Below are 14,708 nucleotides of genomic sequence, written 5' to 3' on the forward strand. Positions count from 1 at the left end.
TTTCTCTTTTTGCCAGTTTCTATTGGAAAGCAACAATGCCGTATACACCGATGAGCGATCTTGGACAGCAGGGCCTGTTTGACATCACGCGCACACTTTTACAACAGCCCGATCTCGGCGCGCTGAGCGATGCCCTGACGCGGCTGGTCAGGCAATCAGCGCTGGCGGACAGCGCCGCCATTGTGCTCTGGCATAGCGCAACCCACCGCGCGAGCTATTTCTCAACGCGTGATAACGGCAAAATCTTCGAATATGAAGATGAAACGTTTCTGGCCCACGGTCCGGTGCGGCGTATCCTCTCCCGCCCGGAAGCGCTGCACTGCAATTTTGACCAGTTTCGCCAGGCCTGGCCGAAGCTGGCAGAGAGCAATCTTTACTACCCGTTCGGCCACTACAGCATGCTGCCGCTGGCGGTGGAAGGGCAAATTTTTGGCGGCTGCGAGTTTATCCGCGATACCGACCAGCCCTGGAGCGAGGCGGAGTACGAACGCCTGCACACCTTTACCCAGATTGTGGCCGTTGTCGCGGAGCAGATCCAAAGCCGCGTCACCAATAACGTGGACTACGACCTGCTGAGCCGCGAGCGCGATAACTTCCGCATTCTGGTTGCCATCACCAACGCCGTGCTCTCCCGCCTGGACATGGATGAGTTGGTCAGCGAAGTGTCAAAAGAGATCCATCACTATTTTAAAATCGATGCCATCAGCATTGCGCTACGCGGCAACCGGAAAGGCAAGCTGAACATCTACTCCACCCACTACCTTGATGAAGCCAACCCGGCGCACGAGCAGAGCGAAGTGGATGAAGCGGGAACGCTGTCCGAGCGGGTATTTAAAAGCAAAGAGATCCTGCTGCTCAATCTCAATGAACAGGATCCGGTAGCCCCCTACGAGCGGATGTTGTTCAACACCTGGGGCAACAAGATCCAGACCCTGTGCCTGCTGCCGCTGATGTCCGGCAACACCATGCTCGGCGTGCTTAAACTGGCGCAGTGCGATGAGGCCGTATTTACCACCGCCAACCTGAAGCTGCTGCGCCAGATCGCCGAGCGTATCTCCATTGCGCTGGATAACGCCCTCGCCTATCAGGAGATCCACCGCCTGAAGGAGAGGCTGGTGGACGAAAACCTGGCGCTGACCGAGCAGCTCAACAACGTGGACAGCGAGTTTGGCGAAATCATCGGGCGCAGCGATGCCATGTACAGCGTCCTTAAGCAGGTGGAAATGGTGGCGCAGAGCGACAGCACGGTGCTGATCCTCGGTGAAACCGGTACCGGGAAAGAGCTGATTGCCCGGGCGATCCACAATCTGAGCAACCGCAATAGCCGCCGGATGGTGAAGATGAACTGCGCGGCGATGCCTGCGGGCTTACTGGAAAGCGACCTGTTCGGCCACGAGCGCGGCGCCTTTACCGGCGCCAGCAGCCAGCGGCTGGGCCGTTTTGAACTGGCGGATAAAAGCTCGTTGTTCCTCGACGAAGTGGGCGATATGCCGCTGGAGCTTCAGCCCAAGCTGCTGCGCGTTTTGCAGGAGCAGGAGTTCGAGCGCCTCGGCAGCAACAAGCTGATCCAGACCGACGTGCGTCTGATTGCCGCCACCAACCGCGATCTGAAAAAAATGGTCGCCGACCGCGAGTTTCGCAGCGATCTTTACTATCGCCTGAACGTCTTCCCGATCTGCCTGCCGCCGCTTCGCGAGCGCCCGGAAGATATTCCGCTGCTGGTGAAAGCCTTTACCGCGAAGATTGCCCGCCGGATGGGGCGAAATATCGACAGTATTCCTGCCGAAACGCTACGCACCCTCTCGGCGATGGAGTGGCCGGGGAACGTGCGCGAGCTGGAAAACGTCATTGAGCGCGCGGTCCTGCTGACGCGCGGGAACGTGCTCCAGCTCTCCCTGCCAGAGGTTACTCTCTCTGAAACGACCGTGACCGCAACCGAGCTTGCGAAAGAGGGAGAAGATGAATATCAGCTCATTATGCGAGTGCTGAAGGAGACCAACGGCGTGGTAGCCGGACCGAAAGGTGCGGCGCAACGGCTGGGGCTGAAGCGTACCACCCTGCTCTCGCGCATGAAGCGTCTGGGAATCGATAAAGAGAGCCTGAATTAACCCGTCATTCCGGCGACGTCGCCCTGCGCGTAATTTGTCGCCCACTGCGGCGCGGAGCCGGTTATTTTTTGGGCCGATACTTTTCGGGTAATTCCGGAACCGGACGGCGATCGTCGATCAGATGACGGATGGTCAGAATCGGATGGCGCCATAACATACGTGGCCCTGCCCAGCGCATCACCTGCTTCATCTCTTCCCGTCGGGCGGGTTGATAACAGTGCACAGGGCACTGTTTGCAGGCAGGTTTTTCCTCACCAAACACGCATTTATCCAGCCGCTTATCGGCATAAGCCTTGAGCGCCGAATAGTGCCCCTCTTCTTTTATGGCGTGCGGACACCTGTTTTCGTACAGGGCGATCATTCTGGCGATCGTCTTTTTTTCTCGTGAAATACGTTTACCGGACATAACGTCGTCCTCAACAATAAAGTGCATTTATAATACCCTTTTATCCGCACATTTTCAGTCATTGCATTCCATTTTCTGAAGCGCCCTTCCAGAATTACCCCGCCCCCCGCTGCGTTTTACTGGTATTTTATACAGGCATAAATAACCACCTTTGACCGCATTCACCGGAGAGCTTATGCAAGAGATCGCGATCGCCAAACCCTATCGTCACTTGAAAGTGGGTTACTTCAGAAAACGTCATGAAGACCGTAAAACGAAAATTCCAAAACGCTACAGCGTACACGCAGCGCTGAGCCTGAAAGGCGACTGGCTTGAGCAAGCGGGATTTACCACCAACTCGCAGGTTCGGGTGGGCGTCGAGCACGGGAAAATCATCATTGAATTAATGGTGGAAGATGCCTCGTAAAGTCGTGACTTTTTTCTGCGCCGCACCTTTTTTTCATGCGACAATAGAAGGAACAATCGGCCATTGAGCCGCTCAAAGCGTAATATTTTCAAAGAAATGGATATCATAACTCCATGAGCACAATCGACAATTTCGACGCGCATACGCCAATGATGCAGCAGTACCTGAAGCTGAAGGCACAGCATCCGGAAATTTTGCTGTTTTACCGTATGGGCGATTTTTACGAGCTTTTTTATGACGATGCGAAACGTGCGTCTCAGCTGCTCGACATTTCCCTGACGAAACGTGGCGCGTCGGCAGGCGAGCCCATCCCGATGGCAGGTATCCCGCATCACGCGGTTGAAAACTATCTGGCGAAGCTGGTGAACCAGGGTGAGTCTGTCGCTATCTGCGAACAAATTGGCGACCCGGCGACGTCGAAAGGCCCCGTTGAGCGCAAAGTCGTACGCATCGTGACGCCGGGAACCATCAGTGATGAGGCCCTGCTTCAGGAGCGCCAGGATAACCTGCTGGCGGCGATCTGGCAGGACGGTAAAGGGTTTGGCTACGCCACGCTGGATATCAGCTCCGGTCGTTTTCGCCTGAGTGAACCGGCTGACCGTGAAACCATGGCGGCTGAACTACAGCGCACCAATCCGGCAGAACTGCTTTATGCAGAGGATTTCGCCGAGACGGCGCTGATTGAAGGTCGCCGCGGCCTGCGTCGTCGTCCACTGTGGGAGTTCGAAATTGATACCGCGCGCCAGCAGCTGAACCTGCAATTTGGCACGCGAGATTTGATTGGCTTTGGCGTAGAAAACGCCCCGCGCGGACTGTGTGCCGCAGGCTGCCTGTTGCAGTACGTTAAGGATACGCAGCGTACCGCCCTGCCCCATATCCGTTCCATTACCATGGAGCGTCAGCAGGACAGCATCATCATGGATGCCGCCACGCGCCGCAACCTGGAGATCACTCAGAACCTCGCTGGCGGCATGGAAAATACGCTGGCGTCGGTTCTCGACAGCACGGTTACCCCCATGGGCAGCCGTATGCTCAAACGCTGGCTGCATATGCCGATCCGCAATACCGACACGCTGATCGGTCGCCAGCAAACCATTGCCGCATTGCAGGATCGTTACACCGACTTGCAGCCGGTGCTGCGTCAGGTGGGTGATCTTGAGCGTATCCTGGCGCGCCTGGCACTGCGCACCGCGCGTCCACGCGATCTCGCCCGTATGCGCCACGCGTTCCAGCAGTTGCCGGAACTGCGCGCCCAGCTGGGAGAGATCGACAGCGCGCCAGTGCAGAAGCTGCGCGAAACCATGGGCGAATTTACCGAGCTTCGCGAACTGCTGGAACGCGCCATCATTGATGCGCCGCCTGTTCTGGTGCGGGATGGCGGGGTTATTGCTCCAGGTTATAACGAAGAGCTGGACGAATGGCGTGCGCTGGCCGATGGCGCGACGGATTATCTGGATAAGCTGGAAATCCGCGAGCGTGAACGTCTGGGGCTCGACACCCTGAAAGTCGGCTACAACGCGGTACACGGTTACTATATCCAGATCAGCCGTGGGCAGAGCCACCTGGCACCGATTCACTACGTTCGCCGCCAGACGCTGAAAAATGCCGAGCGCTACATTATTCCCGAGCTGAAAGAGTACGAAGACAAAGTGCTCACGTCGAAAGGTAAAGCGCTGGCGCTGGAGAAACAGCTGTATGACGAGCTGTTCGACATCCTGATGCCGCACCTGGCTGACCTGCAACTGAGCGCCGCTGCGCTGGCCGAGCTGGATGTCCTGGTAAACCTGGCCGAGCGCGCCGATACGCTGAATTACACCTGTCCGACCTTTACTGACAAACCCGGCATTCGCATTACCGAAGGCCGCCACCCGGTGGTTGAGCAGGTGCTGAACGAACCGTTTATTGCCAACCCGTTGAACCTGTCACCGCAGCGAAGAATGCTGATCATTACCGGCCCCAACATGGGCGGTAAAAGCACCTATATGCGCCAGACAGCCCTTATCGCGCTGCTCGCCTACATCGGCAGCTACGTTCCGGCGCAGAAAGTTGAGATTGGCCCTATCGACCGTATCTTCACCCGTGTGGGTGCGGCGGACGATCTGGCGAGCGGTCGCTCTACCTTTATGGTCGAGATGACCGAAACCGCCAACATTCTGCATAACGCGACAGAGAACAGTCTGGTGTTGATGGACGAAGTAGGACGCGGTACCTCCACCTATGACGGCCTGTCCCTGGCCTGGGCGTGCGCGGAAAGTCTGGCAAATAAAATCAAGGCGCTGACGCTGTTCGCAACGCACTATTTCGAACTGACACAGCTGCCAGAGAAAATGGAAGGCGTGGCTAACGTCCACCTTGATGCGCTTGAGCACGGCGACACCATCGCCTTTATGCACACGGTGCAGGACGGCGCGGCAAGCAAGAGTTATGGCCTGGCCGTCGCGGCGCTGGCGGGCGTGCCAAAAGAGGTGATCAAGCGCGCGCGTCAGAAACTGCGTGAACTGGAAAGTTTGTCACCGAATGCGGCGGCGACGCAGATAGATGGTACGCAGATGTCACTGCTGGCGGTCCCGGAAGAGACCTCTCCGGCCGTGGAAGCGCTGGAAAATCTCGACCCGGATTCCCTGACGCCGCGACAGGCGCTGGAGTGGATTTATCGGTTGAAGAGTCTGGTTTAGTTCTCTGCGGTCTTTTTTGCCGGGTGGCGGCTTCGCCTTACCCGGCCTACAAAACCCGTAGGCCCGGTAAGCGTAGGGTATGAACCGGAAACATGGGTAACACTTTAGACCGGATACATGGGTAACAGTTATAACTGGCATAGAAGAGGAGACTCGCTATGCCCTGGACTGAGACCCGACCTATGCAACGCCTTGATTTTATCCGTGCCTGCCATGCAGGTACGGATTCTTTTTCAGCCCTCTGCCGTCTTTTCGGCATCAGCCGAAAAACCGGTTACAAATGGCTTCAGCGTTTTGACCCCTCTGACCTGTCATCTCTCTCTGACCGGTCGCGTGCTCCGCACTCCCACTCCCGGACCGTTCCTGATGATATCGCCGGGCAGCTTACGGCCCTGAGGCAGAAACACCCTGACTGGGGCCCCAAAAAACTGCGGATGTGGCTGCTCAATCATCACGTCGATTTTACCGTCCCTGCTGCCAGCACTATCGGCGATATCCTCAAGCGTGAAGGCCTGGTTCCCGATAAAAAGCGAAAACGCAGAACCCCGGGCAATCGCCAGCCCCTGACCATCATCAGTGAGAACAATCAGGTCTGGAGCGCTGATTTTAAAGGCAAGTTCAGGCTGCTGAGCCGGAAATACTGTCATCCCTTCACCCTGACCGACAATCACAGCCGGTATCTTCTAAGCTGCCGGGGAACGGACCGGGAGAGCGAGCCCTTCGTCAGGCAGTGCCTGACGGATGCGTTCCTGGAGTACGGTCTGCCGGAAGTCCTGAGAACGGATAATGGTCAGCCTTTCGCAGGAACAGGTATCGCCGGGTTAAGTCGCCTTGCCGTCTGGCTGATAAAGCTGGGCATCAGACCGGAACGAATCAGAAAGGGGCATCCGGAAGAAAACGGCCGTCATGAGCGAATGCATCGTTCGCTGAAAAGTGCAGTAAAACAGGGCAACACCTTTATGACGATGGAAGAACAACAGCGGTGGTTCAGTGACTACCGGGAAGAGTTTAACTACGAAAGGCCGCATGAAGCCCTGGCGGGTGCAACGCCCGGAACGGTCTGGCAGCCCTCAGGCCGGCACTGGGATGGCAGGGTTCCTGAATATGCTTATCCGGAAGGCGGTACGGTCTACAGGGTGAAATCAAGGGGGACACTCTATATGGGTAAAAAGGGGACGGTGTTCCTGAGTGAAGCGCTGACTGATGAGTACATCATGCTGGAAGAACAGGATGATGGCCTGGAGGCCATCATCTTTAACGGAATAACGCTTGCGTACTACGACCGAAAAACCCAGAGTGTGCTTCGGATAGACTGAAAAGTGTTACCTATGTTCCCGGTCTGATCTGTCACCTATGTATCCGGTCATACAGCAGCGCCACCGGGCAAAGGACCGCACAATATTATCGCCCGGTAAGCGCAGCCGCCACCGGGCTTTTTTTACAGCAGCGGCGGGATCGTCGGCACCTGCGGCGCCTCATCGATATCCTTCTGCGTCATGCGGAACGCTTCCGGGTAATGCTCGCGGCTGGTACGGCGCAGCGGTTCGGTATCGCGCCAGGTATACAGACAGTGCTGACACTGGTATACCGTCCAGACACCTTTCACCGGTGATGTTGCCATCACTTCAATATGTTCATCGGCACAACGTGGACAAATCATTTTTTCCTCCTTATTGACGTGCCGCCAGCATCGCGGTCAGTTTTTCGGCCCAGGCTTTGGTTTCAGGGAGATCCTGTACCGGCTGGCTGTAGTGACCACGGTTGTCCGGGGCAACAGGGGTGGTGGCATCAATGATCAGCTTGTCAGTGATCCCCGCCGGGCTGGAGCCAGGGTCAAGCTCGAGCACAGACATATTCGGTAGCTGCACCAGATCGCCTGCCGGATTGACCTTCGATGACAGCGCCCACATCACCTGCGGCAGGTTAAACGGATCGACATCTTCATCCACCATAATCACCATCTTCACGTAACCCAGACCGTGTGGCGTGGTCATGGCGCGGAGCCCGACCGCACGGGCAAAACCGCCGTAACGCTTTTTAGTGGAGATAATCGCCAGCAGACCGTGGGTGTACATGGCGTTTACCGCCTGCACTTCCGGGAATTCAGCCTTCAGCTGCTGATAGAGCGGTACGCAGGTGGCGGGCCCCATCAGATAATCAATCTCGGTCCACGGCATGCCCAGGTAGAGAGATTCGAAAATCGGTTTAGTGCGGTAAGAAACTTTGTCGATACGCACAACCGTCATGTTGCGCCCGCCGGAGTAGTGACCGGTAAACTCACCGAAGGGCCCTTCAATTTCACGTTTCCGGCCTTCAATCACCCCTTCCAGGATCACTTCCGACCCCCACGGCACATCGAAACCGGTCAGCGGAGCCGTCGCAATCGGATACGGGCTTTCACGTAGCGCACCGGCCATCTCATACTCGGATTGATCGTATTTCAGCGGCGTGGCGCCCATCAGGGTAATGATCGGATCGTTACCCAGCGTAATGGCAATTGGCAGGTCTTCGCCGCGCTCTTCTGCCTTATGCAGATGCAACGCAATATCGTGCATCGGCACCGGTTGCAGGCCGAGCTTACGCTTGCCCTTCACTTCCATACGATAGATCCCGACGTTCTGCTTGCCGAAGTGATCGGGGTCGAGCGGATCGCGGGAGACAACGCATGCTTTATCGAGATAAAAGCCCCCGTCACCGTCGTTCAGGCGGAACAGCGGCAGAATGTCGAACAGGTTAATGTCTTCCCCGTCCACCGTGTTCTGCGCCCAGGCCGGGTTTGCACGACGCTCTGGCGCGACGGGAAATTTGTCCCAGCGACGAATAAACTCGTCGATCTGTTTTTTCACCGGGGTATTCGCCGGCAGCCCCATCGAAATAGCGTGGTTTTGCCACGAGCCGATAGTGTTCATCACCACACGGGCATCGGTGAAACCGCGAATATTATCGAACCACAGCGCAGGCGCGCCATCGCCAATGCGCCCGGTAGCGTTGGCGGCCGCCGCTAAATCCGGCTCAGCGTTTACCTCTTCCTCAATTTTCAGCAGCTGCCCTTGCTCATCGAGCGCCTGCAAGAAGCTTCTCAAATCATCAAATGCCATCTTTATTCTCCTGTGAAAAATGTTTCGCTGCCTGCAAACCTTCCCAGCGTCGGGCTTTTTTATGCTCCAGACCGAACTGGTCGAGAACGCGGGTCACGATATGATGGGTAATGTCATCGGCGGTTTGCGGGTGGTTGTAGTACGCAGGCATAGGCGGCACCATCGCCACGCCCATGCGGGAAAGGGCAAGCATGTTCTCGAGATGGATGGTGCTGAGCGGCGTCTCACGGGGAACCAGCACCAGCTTGCGTCCCTCTTTCAGCACCACGTCTGCCGCACGCCCTACCAGCCCTTCGGCGTAGCCCGCGCGGATACCCGCAAGCGTTTTCATGCTGCACGGGATGACGATCATGCCGTCGGTGCGAAACGAGCCGGAGGAGATGGTGGCAGCCTGATCGGCCGGGCTATGGACGACATCCGCCAGGGCAGCAACGTCATGCGCAGTGAAGGGCGTTTCCAGCTCAATCGTGGTTTTTGCCCACTTCGACATCACCAGATGCGTTTCCACCTCCGGCATTTCCCGCAGCGCCTGCAACAACGCCACGCCTAATGGCGCACCCGTTGCGCCCGTCATTCCCACAATCAATCTCATTCAGCACCTCAATAAGTTTGTTCGTATACGAACATATTAATTAAACTACGCCTTGATCCTGCTGCTGACAAGATCGTTCGCATACGATCACACTAATCGCTAAAAAACTCTCGCGTTAAAATTCAGCCCGAGAGCGGCTATCATAGAGGGAGTATTTTTCCGTCGGAGTGTCCATGGAGTTAAGACAAGAAGCTTTCCACCTGCTACGTCAGCTTTTTCAACAGCATACCGCCCAGTGGCAGCACGCATTGCCCGAACTGACAAAGCCACAGTATGCGGTGATGCGGTCAATTGCTGAAAATCCTGGCATTGAGCAGGTTGCCCTGACTGAAGTCGCGGTGAGCACCAAAGCGACGCTGGCAGAAATGCTGAGCCGCATGGAAGCACGCGGCCTGGTCAGGCGCGAGCACGATCCGGCGGACAAGCGCCGTCGGTTTGTCTTTCTGACGGCCGAAGGTGAGGCCCTGCTTGAGAGCAGTAAACCGATTGGAAATGAGGTGGATGAGGCGTTTTTAGGGCGCCTTAACGGCGCGGAACGAGAGCAATTTTCAGCGCTCATTAAAAAGATGATGCAGGATTAAGTAACCCTGACGCGCATAAAATCAATAAATGTTCGCACTTTCGCGGGCACATGCCGGGCATCAGGATAAACGGCATAGATGCCCTGCTGAGCGAACGTGTACGCCGGTAACAGCGAGACCAGTTCCCCTGCATCCAGTGCGTTTCGCACCAGCCACTCCGGCAGCAGCGCCACTCCACATCCCGCGAGGGCAAAAGCCATCAGCGCCTGGGCGCTGTCTGCATACAGGCGCGGCGCTTTCTTGATCTCAAAGGAAACCGGCTGCCCATCAACGCCTCTCATCTGCCAGCGCAGCGGCGAGGTTAAACGCTCGTGAATGATCCAGTCCGCTTCCGCCAGCTGCTCCAGCGAGTTAACCGGATGGTTTGCCAGCCAGCCTGGCGTTGCCACGGGCAGGATGGTGAAGGAGGTCATCAACGCGGCGTGGTAGCGCGAATCTGCAAGCGTGCCGAGCCGGATAGCGACATCGAAGCGCTCGGCGATAAGATCGGCATGCAAAGAGGACGAGACATGCCGCACGCGGAGGTCCGGGTGCAGCTGGCTAAATTCAGCCAGCAAAGGCACCACCACCTGCGAGCCATATTCGGGCGTGGTGGTGATCCGCAGTTCTCCCGTCAGCCCGGCGTGGTTGGCGCGAACATCATCCTGCAATCGCTCTGCATCCCGTAACAGCATCACGCTTCGTTGATGAAAGAGCTTCCCCGCTTCGGTCAGCGTCAGGCGTCGGGTGGTTCGCAGCAACAGGGTGACGCCCAGCTCCTCTTCAAGCTGACGAATATGAAAGCTGACCACCGCTTTTGTCAGCCCCATCGCCTCCGCCGCGGCGGTGAAACTGCCGGTGTCCGCTACGGCGATAAACATCGCCGTACGCTGTAAATTAAGCATCGCTTGCCTGGTTAACTGTCAAAATAATGTTGACAGTATATCGTGCTTTGTCGCGTTTATCCGTAACGCGCGGGCCGATACGATACGCCACCTCACCGGAGGAACTTCCATGACGTATCGCAGCAAAATCGCCGTCGTCTTTCTGCTCGGCTTTTTCCTTGATTTGATAAACATGTTTATTGCCAGTATCGCCTTTCCGGCGATGGCTCGTGCTTTCAATACCACACCTTCCGCGCTTGCCTGGGTAAGTAACGGATACATTGCCGGGCTGACGCTAGTCATCCCTTTCAGCAGTATCCTGACGCGCCGCGTCGGGCCGAAGCGCGTTATCCTGCTCTCACTGCTTCTCTTTAGCGCGGCCTCCGTTGCGGCGGGTCTCTCATCTTCGCTGGAAAGTCTGATTGCCTGGCGAGTCGTACAGGGCGCCGGAGGGGGTTTACTGATCCCGGTTGGTCAGGCGCTGACCTGGCAACAATTTAAGCCTCATGAGCGGGCCAGACTCTCCTCGGCGGTGATGCTGGTCGCACTGCTTGCCCCCGCGTGCTCACCGGCTGTGGGCGGTATGCTGGTTCAGACATTCAGCTGGCGCTGGATATTTTTTGCCACCCTGCCCGTCGCCATTGTCACCTTTGCTTTGGCCTGCGCGTGGCTTAAAACAGAACCGTCGCCGATAAACACCACCAGGACAGTAAACCTGTCTTTGCTGACGGATCCGCTGTTGCGCTTATCCATGCTTATCTATGTGTGCGTACCCGGCATTTTTATCGGCGTGAACGTAACGGGCATGTATTACCTCCAGAGCGAGGCCAATATGACACCCGCCGCAACGGGCATGCTTATGCTGCCGTGGTCTGTGGCTTCGTTTTTGGCTATCACCGCGACAGGACGCTATTTCAACCGTATCGGCCCCCGGCCGCTGGTGGTCATCGGTTGCCTTTTGCAGGCGACGGGCATTCTGCTTTTAGTTAACGTCGGCCCGGCAATGCTGCTACCTGCCGTTGCGTTTGCGCTGATGGGCGCGGGGGGAAGCCTTTGCAGCAGTACGGCTCAGAGCAGCGCGTTTTTGACGATGCGACCGGAAGATATGCCCGATGCCAGCGCGCTATGGAATCTGAATCGTCAGTTGAGCTTTTTTGCGGGCGCTCTGCTGCTGGCGCAGGCGCTGAGCTTCATGCAGGATTATCTCGCGCCGCTGGCCGCCTGGCACGGGATGTTTGTTTTTGCCGCAGTCATCACCCTGCTGCCCGTACTGTACGTCTACCGTCTTAACAACACGCAGTTACTTGCGCAACTGCAACAGGAGCAACCATGACCCATTTCGAACAAGAGATCCTCAACATTCACGTCGCCCTTGAAAACTGGTTAGGGGCAGGCGAAGGCGATCGGGACGCCCTGCTCGCCCGTTTCCGTCCGGATTTTCTGATGGTTCCCCCGAGTGGCAACCCTTTAGATCATCACGCGCTTGCCCAATTTTTATATGCGCAGCGGGGAACCCGCCCCGGGCTCAGGATCGACATTGATGCGTTAACAACGCTTCAGGCATGGGACAACGGCGCGGTGCTCCATTACCGGGAGACGCAAACCCGGCCAGGCCAGCTCGTCAATGTGCGCTGGTCAACCGCGGTGCTTAATCAGGAAGGGGATAACATCACCTGGCGTTTGCTGCACGAAACGGCGCAGCCGTAAGGCATAAAAAAGGCCCGTCTCACGACGGGCCTTTTCTGACGAATGGTTGCTTACTCGCGGAACAGCGCTTCGATATTCAGACCTTGCCCTTGCAGGATTTCACGCAGGCGGCGTAGGCCTTCAACCTGAATCTGACGAACACGTTCACGGGTCAGACCAATCTCACGGCCGACGTCTTCCAGTGTCGCAGCTTCATACCCCAGTAAACCGAAACGACGTGCCAGCACTTCACGCTGTTTGGCGTTCAGTTCGAACAGCCATTTGACGATGCTCTGTTTCATGTCATCGTCCTGCGTGGTGTCTTCCGGGCCGTTGTCTTTTTCATCGGCCAGGATGTCCAGCAGCGCTTTTTCGGAGTCGCCACCCAGCGGGGTGTCAACCGAGGTAATGCGCTCGTTGAGACGCAGCATACGGCTTACGTCATCAACCGGTTTGTCGAGTTGCTCTGCAATCTCTTCCGCACTTGGCTCGTGGTCCAGTTTATGGGACAACTCGCGCGCGGTACGCAGATAAACATTCAACTCTTTGACGATGTGGATCGGCAGTCGAATCGTACGGGTCTGGTTCATAATAGCCCGTTCGATGGTCTGACGAATCCACCAGGTCGCGTAGGTTGAGAAACGGAACCCGCGTTCCGGGTCAAACTTCTCAACTGCGCGGATGAGACCTAAGTTGCCCTCTTCAATCAGATCCAGCAGAGCCAGACCACGATTGCCGTAACGGCGGGCAATTTTCACGACCAGTCGCAGGTTACTTTCGATCATGCGACGACGCGAGGCAACATCACCACGCAAAGCACGACGTGCGAAATAGACTTCTTCTTCGGCCGTTAGCAGTGGGGAGTAACCAATCTCCCCAAGGTAAAGCTGAGTCGCGTCCAGCACACGCTGTGTGGCACCCTGCGATAACAGCTCTTCTTCAGCCAAATCGTTATCACTGGGTTCCTCTTCTACTAAGGCTTTTTCGTCAAAAGCCTCTGCTCCGTTCTCATCAAATTCCGCGTCTTCATTTAAATCATGAACTTTCAGCGTATTCTGACTCATAAGGTGGCTCCTACCCGTGATCCCTGGACGAGACACCCTGGCTGGCATGCCCCGTCAATTTATCGCTGCGGTAAATATTGCAGCGGGTTTACGGATTTCCCCTTGTAACGAATTTCAAAATGCAAGCGTGTAGAACTGGTTCCGGTGCTACCCATGGTAGCGATTTTTTGCCCCGCCTTAACTTCTTGTTGTTCCCGGACCAGCATAGTGTCGTTATGGGCGTAGGCACTCAGGTAATCATCATTATGTTTGATGATAATAAGATTACCGTAACCGCGCAGTGCGTTACCGGCATAGACAACGCGCCCGTCTGCGGTCGCGATGATTGCCTGTCCTTTACTGCCTGCGATATCGATCCCTTTGTTGCCCCCCTCAGAGGTAGCGAAGTTCTCGATAATCTTGCCGTCAGTTGGCCAGCGCCAGGTGGTGATTGACGAGCTGGCATTCTGACTGCTTGCAGTCGGTACAGTAGAGCTAACCACAGGTGCCGTAGTCGGTGCTGTGACAACAGTCGCAGTACCTTTATTATTCGGCAACATTTTGTTAGCACTCTGATCACCTGAATCCTCAGAATACGTAATTACAGGTTGTGAAGCAACCACCGTGGTGGTTTTTTGTGCAGGGGTGACGCTGTTATTTTGCGCAGTTACGTCGGCCGCTGAAACGGTGTTGCCTGGCGTAAGCGGTGTCCCCGTCGCGTTGCCAACCTGAAGCGTTTGCCCGACTTCCAGAGCGTACGGGGCCTGGACGTTGTTTCGCTGTGCCAGATCGCGGAAATCGTTCCCGGTGATCCAGGCAATATAGAACAGCGTATCGCCGCGCTTCACGGTATAGGTGCTGCCGCCGGTATAGCTACCTTTCGGAATGTTCCCATACTTGCGGTTATACACTATGCGGCCATTTTCGGTCTGAACAGGCTGATCCACTGGCTGAATCTGCGAAGGCTGCGTAACTGGACGCTGAACCGGCTGGATCTGCGGAGTTTGCTGCGCCGTGGACGTGCCCATTTTAGGCGGAGGGGTAATCAACATTCCGCTGGACGTATTACCCGAGCCGCTGGTTCCATTGACGGAACTGACGGGCGCAGGTGCATTGTCAGAACTTGTACAGCCTGCCAGCCAGAGCGAAACCAGTGATAATGCCGCAACACGGCTGATGGTGAATTTTGGGCTTCCCGCGCTCATTTATCCCCCAGGAATGTGTTAACTACCAGTGACTTAAAAATAACC

General features: G+C 56.3%; 15 protein-coding genes. 8 read left to right on the forward strand and 7 right to left on the reverse strand.

Annotated features, from left to right (window positions below; all coding sequences use genetic code 11):
- The first annotated feature begins 35 nt into the window (after positions 1-35).
- A complete protein-coding gene (gene flhA / locus ACQG0T_RS18105) occupies positions 36-2,108 on the forward strand; it encodes a formate hydrogenlyase transcriptional activator FlhA (protein ID WP_271040439.1) in 2,073 nt (690 codons plus the stop codon).
- 61 nt (positions 2,109-2,169) lie between these two features.
- Here the strand turns inward: flhA and ACQG0T_RS18110 are convergent, their stop codons facing one another.
- Positions 2,170-2,514: a nitrous oxide-stimulated promoter family protein gene (locus ACQG0T_RS18110; RefSeq protein ID WP_022649174.1), complete on the reverse strand. Its 345-nt coding sequence runs from the start codon at positions 2,512-2,514 to the stop codon at positions 2,170-2,172.
- Between the two features lie 175 nt (positions 2,515-2,689).
- Here ACQG0T_RS18110 and ACQG0T_RS18115 point away from each other — a divergent pair, with 175 nt between their 5' ends.
- The 3 genes from ACQG0T_RS18115 to ACQG0T_RS18125 all read left to right on the forward strand — a co-directional run bounded on the left by ACQG0T_RS18115 (position 2,690) and on the right by ACQG0T_RS18125 (position 6,911).
- Positions 2,690-2,920, forward strand: a complete 231-nt coding sequence (locus ACQG0T_RS18115) for a SymE family type I addiction module toxin (RefSeq protein WP_017692767.1) — start codon at positions 2,690-2,692, stop codon at positions 2,918-2,920.
- A gap of 113 nt (positions 2,921-3,033) precedes the next feature.
- A complete protein-coding gene (gene mutS, locus ACQG0T_RS18120) occupies positions 3,034-5,595 on the forward strand; it encodes a DNA mismatch repair protein MutS (protein WP_017692766.1) in 2,562 nt (853 codons plus the stop codon).
- Between the two features lie 158 nt (positions 5,596-5,753).
- Positions 5,754-6,911: a DDE-type integrase/transposase/recombinase gene (locus ACQG0T_RS18125; protein WP_023295456.1), complete on the forward strand. Its 1,158-nt coding sequence runs from the start codon at positions 5,754-5,756 to the stop codon at positions 6,909-6,911.
- A gap of 122 nt (positions 6,912-7,033) precedes the next feature.
- Here the strand turns inward: ACQG0T_RS18125 and ACQG0T_RS18130 are convergent, their stop codons facing one another.
- From ACQG0T_RS18130 to ACQG0T_RS18140, 3 genes are read right to left on the reverse strand one after another with little or no spacing between them, the layout of a single operon-like run.
- Positions 7,034-7,255, reverse strand: coding sequence for a non-oxidative hydroxyarylic acid decarboxylases subunit D (locus ACQG0T_RS18130; RefSeq protein ID WP_003862116.1), 222 nt, complete (start codon positions 7,253-7,255; stop codon positions 7,034-7,036).
- 10 nt (positions 7,256-7,265) lie between these two features.
- Complete coding sequence (locus ACQG0T_RS18135; protein ID WP_015571702.1) at positions 7,266-8,693, reverse strand: non-oxidative hydroxyarylic acid decarboxylases subunit C; 1,428 nt, start codon at positions 8,691-8,693, stop codon at positions 7,266-7,268.
- Complete coding sequence (locus tag ACQG0T_RS18140) at positions 8,683-9,285, reverse strand: non-oxidative hydroxyarylic acid decarboxylases subunit B (protein WP_017692764.1); 603 nt, start codon at positions 9,283-9,285, stop codon at positions 8,683-8,685. Before ACQG0T_RS18140 ends, ACQG0T_RS18135 begins: the two co-directional genes overlap by 11 nt.
- A 173-nt stretch (positions 9,286-9,458) precedes the next feature.
- Here ACQG0T_RS18140 and ACQG0T_RS18145 point away from each other — a divergent pair, with 173 nt between their 5' ends.
- Entirely contained in the window at positions 9,459-9,866 is a 408-nt protein-coding gene (locus ACQG0T_RS18145; RefSeq protein WP_015571704.1) for a MarR family winged helix-turn-helix transcriptional regulator, read from the forward strand.
- Here ACQG0T_RS18145 and ACQG0T_RS18150 read toward each other — a convergent pair.
- Positions 9,863-10,750, reverse strand: coding sequence for a LysR family transcriptional regulator (locus tag ACQG0T_RS18150; protein ID WP_023304325.1), 888 nt, complete (start codon positions 10,748-10,750; stop codon positions 9,863-9,865). The genes ACQG0T_RS18145 and ACQG0T_RS18150 overlap by 4 nt on opposite strands.
- Positions 10,751-10,859: 109 nt before the next feature.
- Here ACQG0T_RS18150 and ACQG0T_RS18155 point away from each other — a divergent pair, with 109 nt between their 5' ends.
- Together ACQG0T_RS18155 and ACQG0T_RS18160 are read left to right on the forward strand one after the other, a co-directional pair.
- Positions 10,860-12,062 (forward strand): MFS transporter, encoded by a 1,203-nt coding sequence (locus ACQG0T_RS18155; RefSeq protein WP_032102895.1) that lies wholly within the window; start codon positions 10,860-10,862, stop codon positions 12,060-12,062.
- Positions 12,059-12,436, forward strand: coding sequence for a DUF4440 domain-containing protein (locus ACQG0T_RS18160; protein ID WP_252051547.1), 378 nt, complete (start codon positions 12,059-12,061; stop codon positions 12,434-12,436). The genes ACQG0T_RS18155 and ACQG0T_RS18160 overlap by 4 nt, the downstream gene beginning before the upstream one ends.
- 50 nt (positions 12,437-12,486) lie before the next feature.
- Here the strand turns inward: ACQG0T_RS18160 and rpoS are convergent, their stop codons facing one another.
- Both rpoS and nlpD read right to left on the reverse strand, forming a co-directional pair.
- Entirely contained in the window at positions 12,487-13,479 is a 993-nt protein-coding gene (gene rpoS, locus ACQG0T_RS18165) for an RNA polymerase sigma factor RpoS (RefSeq protein ID WP_013098493.1), read from the reverse strand.
- Positions 13,480-13,538: 59 nt separating this feature from the next.
- Positions 13,539-14,612 carry a murein hydrolase activator NlpD gene (nlpD, locus tag ACQG0T_RS18170; protein WP_223259309.1) on the reverse strand — a complete coding sequence of 358 codons (1,074 nt, stop codon included), beginning with the start codon at positions 14,610-14,612 and terminating at the stop codon, positions 13,539-13,541.
- Between nlpD and ACQG0T_RS18175 the strand changes: the two genes are divergently transcribed.
- Entirely contained in the window at positions 14,545-14,685 is a 141-nt protein-coding gene (locus tag ACQG0T_RS18175) for a peptidase (RefSeq protein WP_223230135.1), read from the forward strand. The two genes, nlpD and ACQG0T_RS18175, sit on opposite strands and share 68 nt — an antisense overlap.
- The last annotated feature ends 23 nt before the right edge of the window (positions 14,686-14,708 follow it).

Origin of the sequence: Enterobacter cloacae complex sp. 302F9 (assembly GCF_050030335.1) — a bacterium.
GTDB lineage: Bacteria > Pseudomonadota > Gammaproteobacteria > Enterobacterales > Enterobacteriaceae > Enterobacter > Enterobacter hormaechei_C.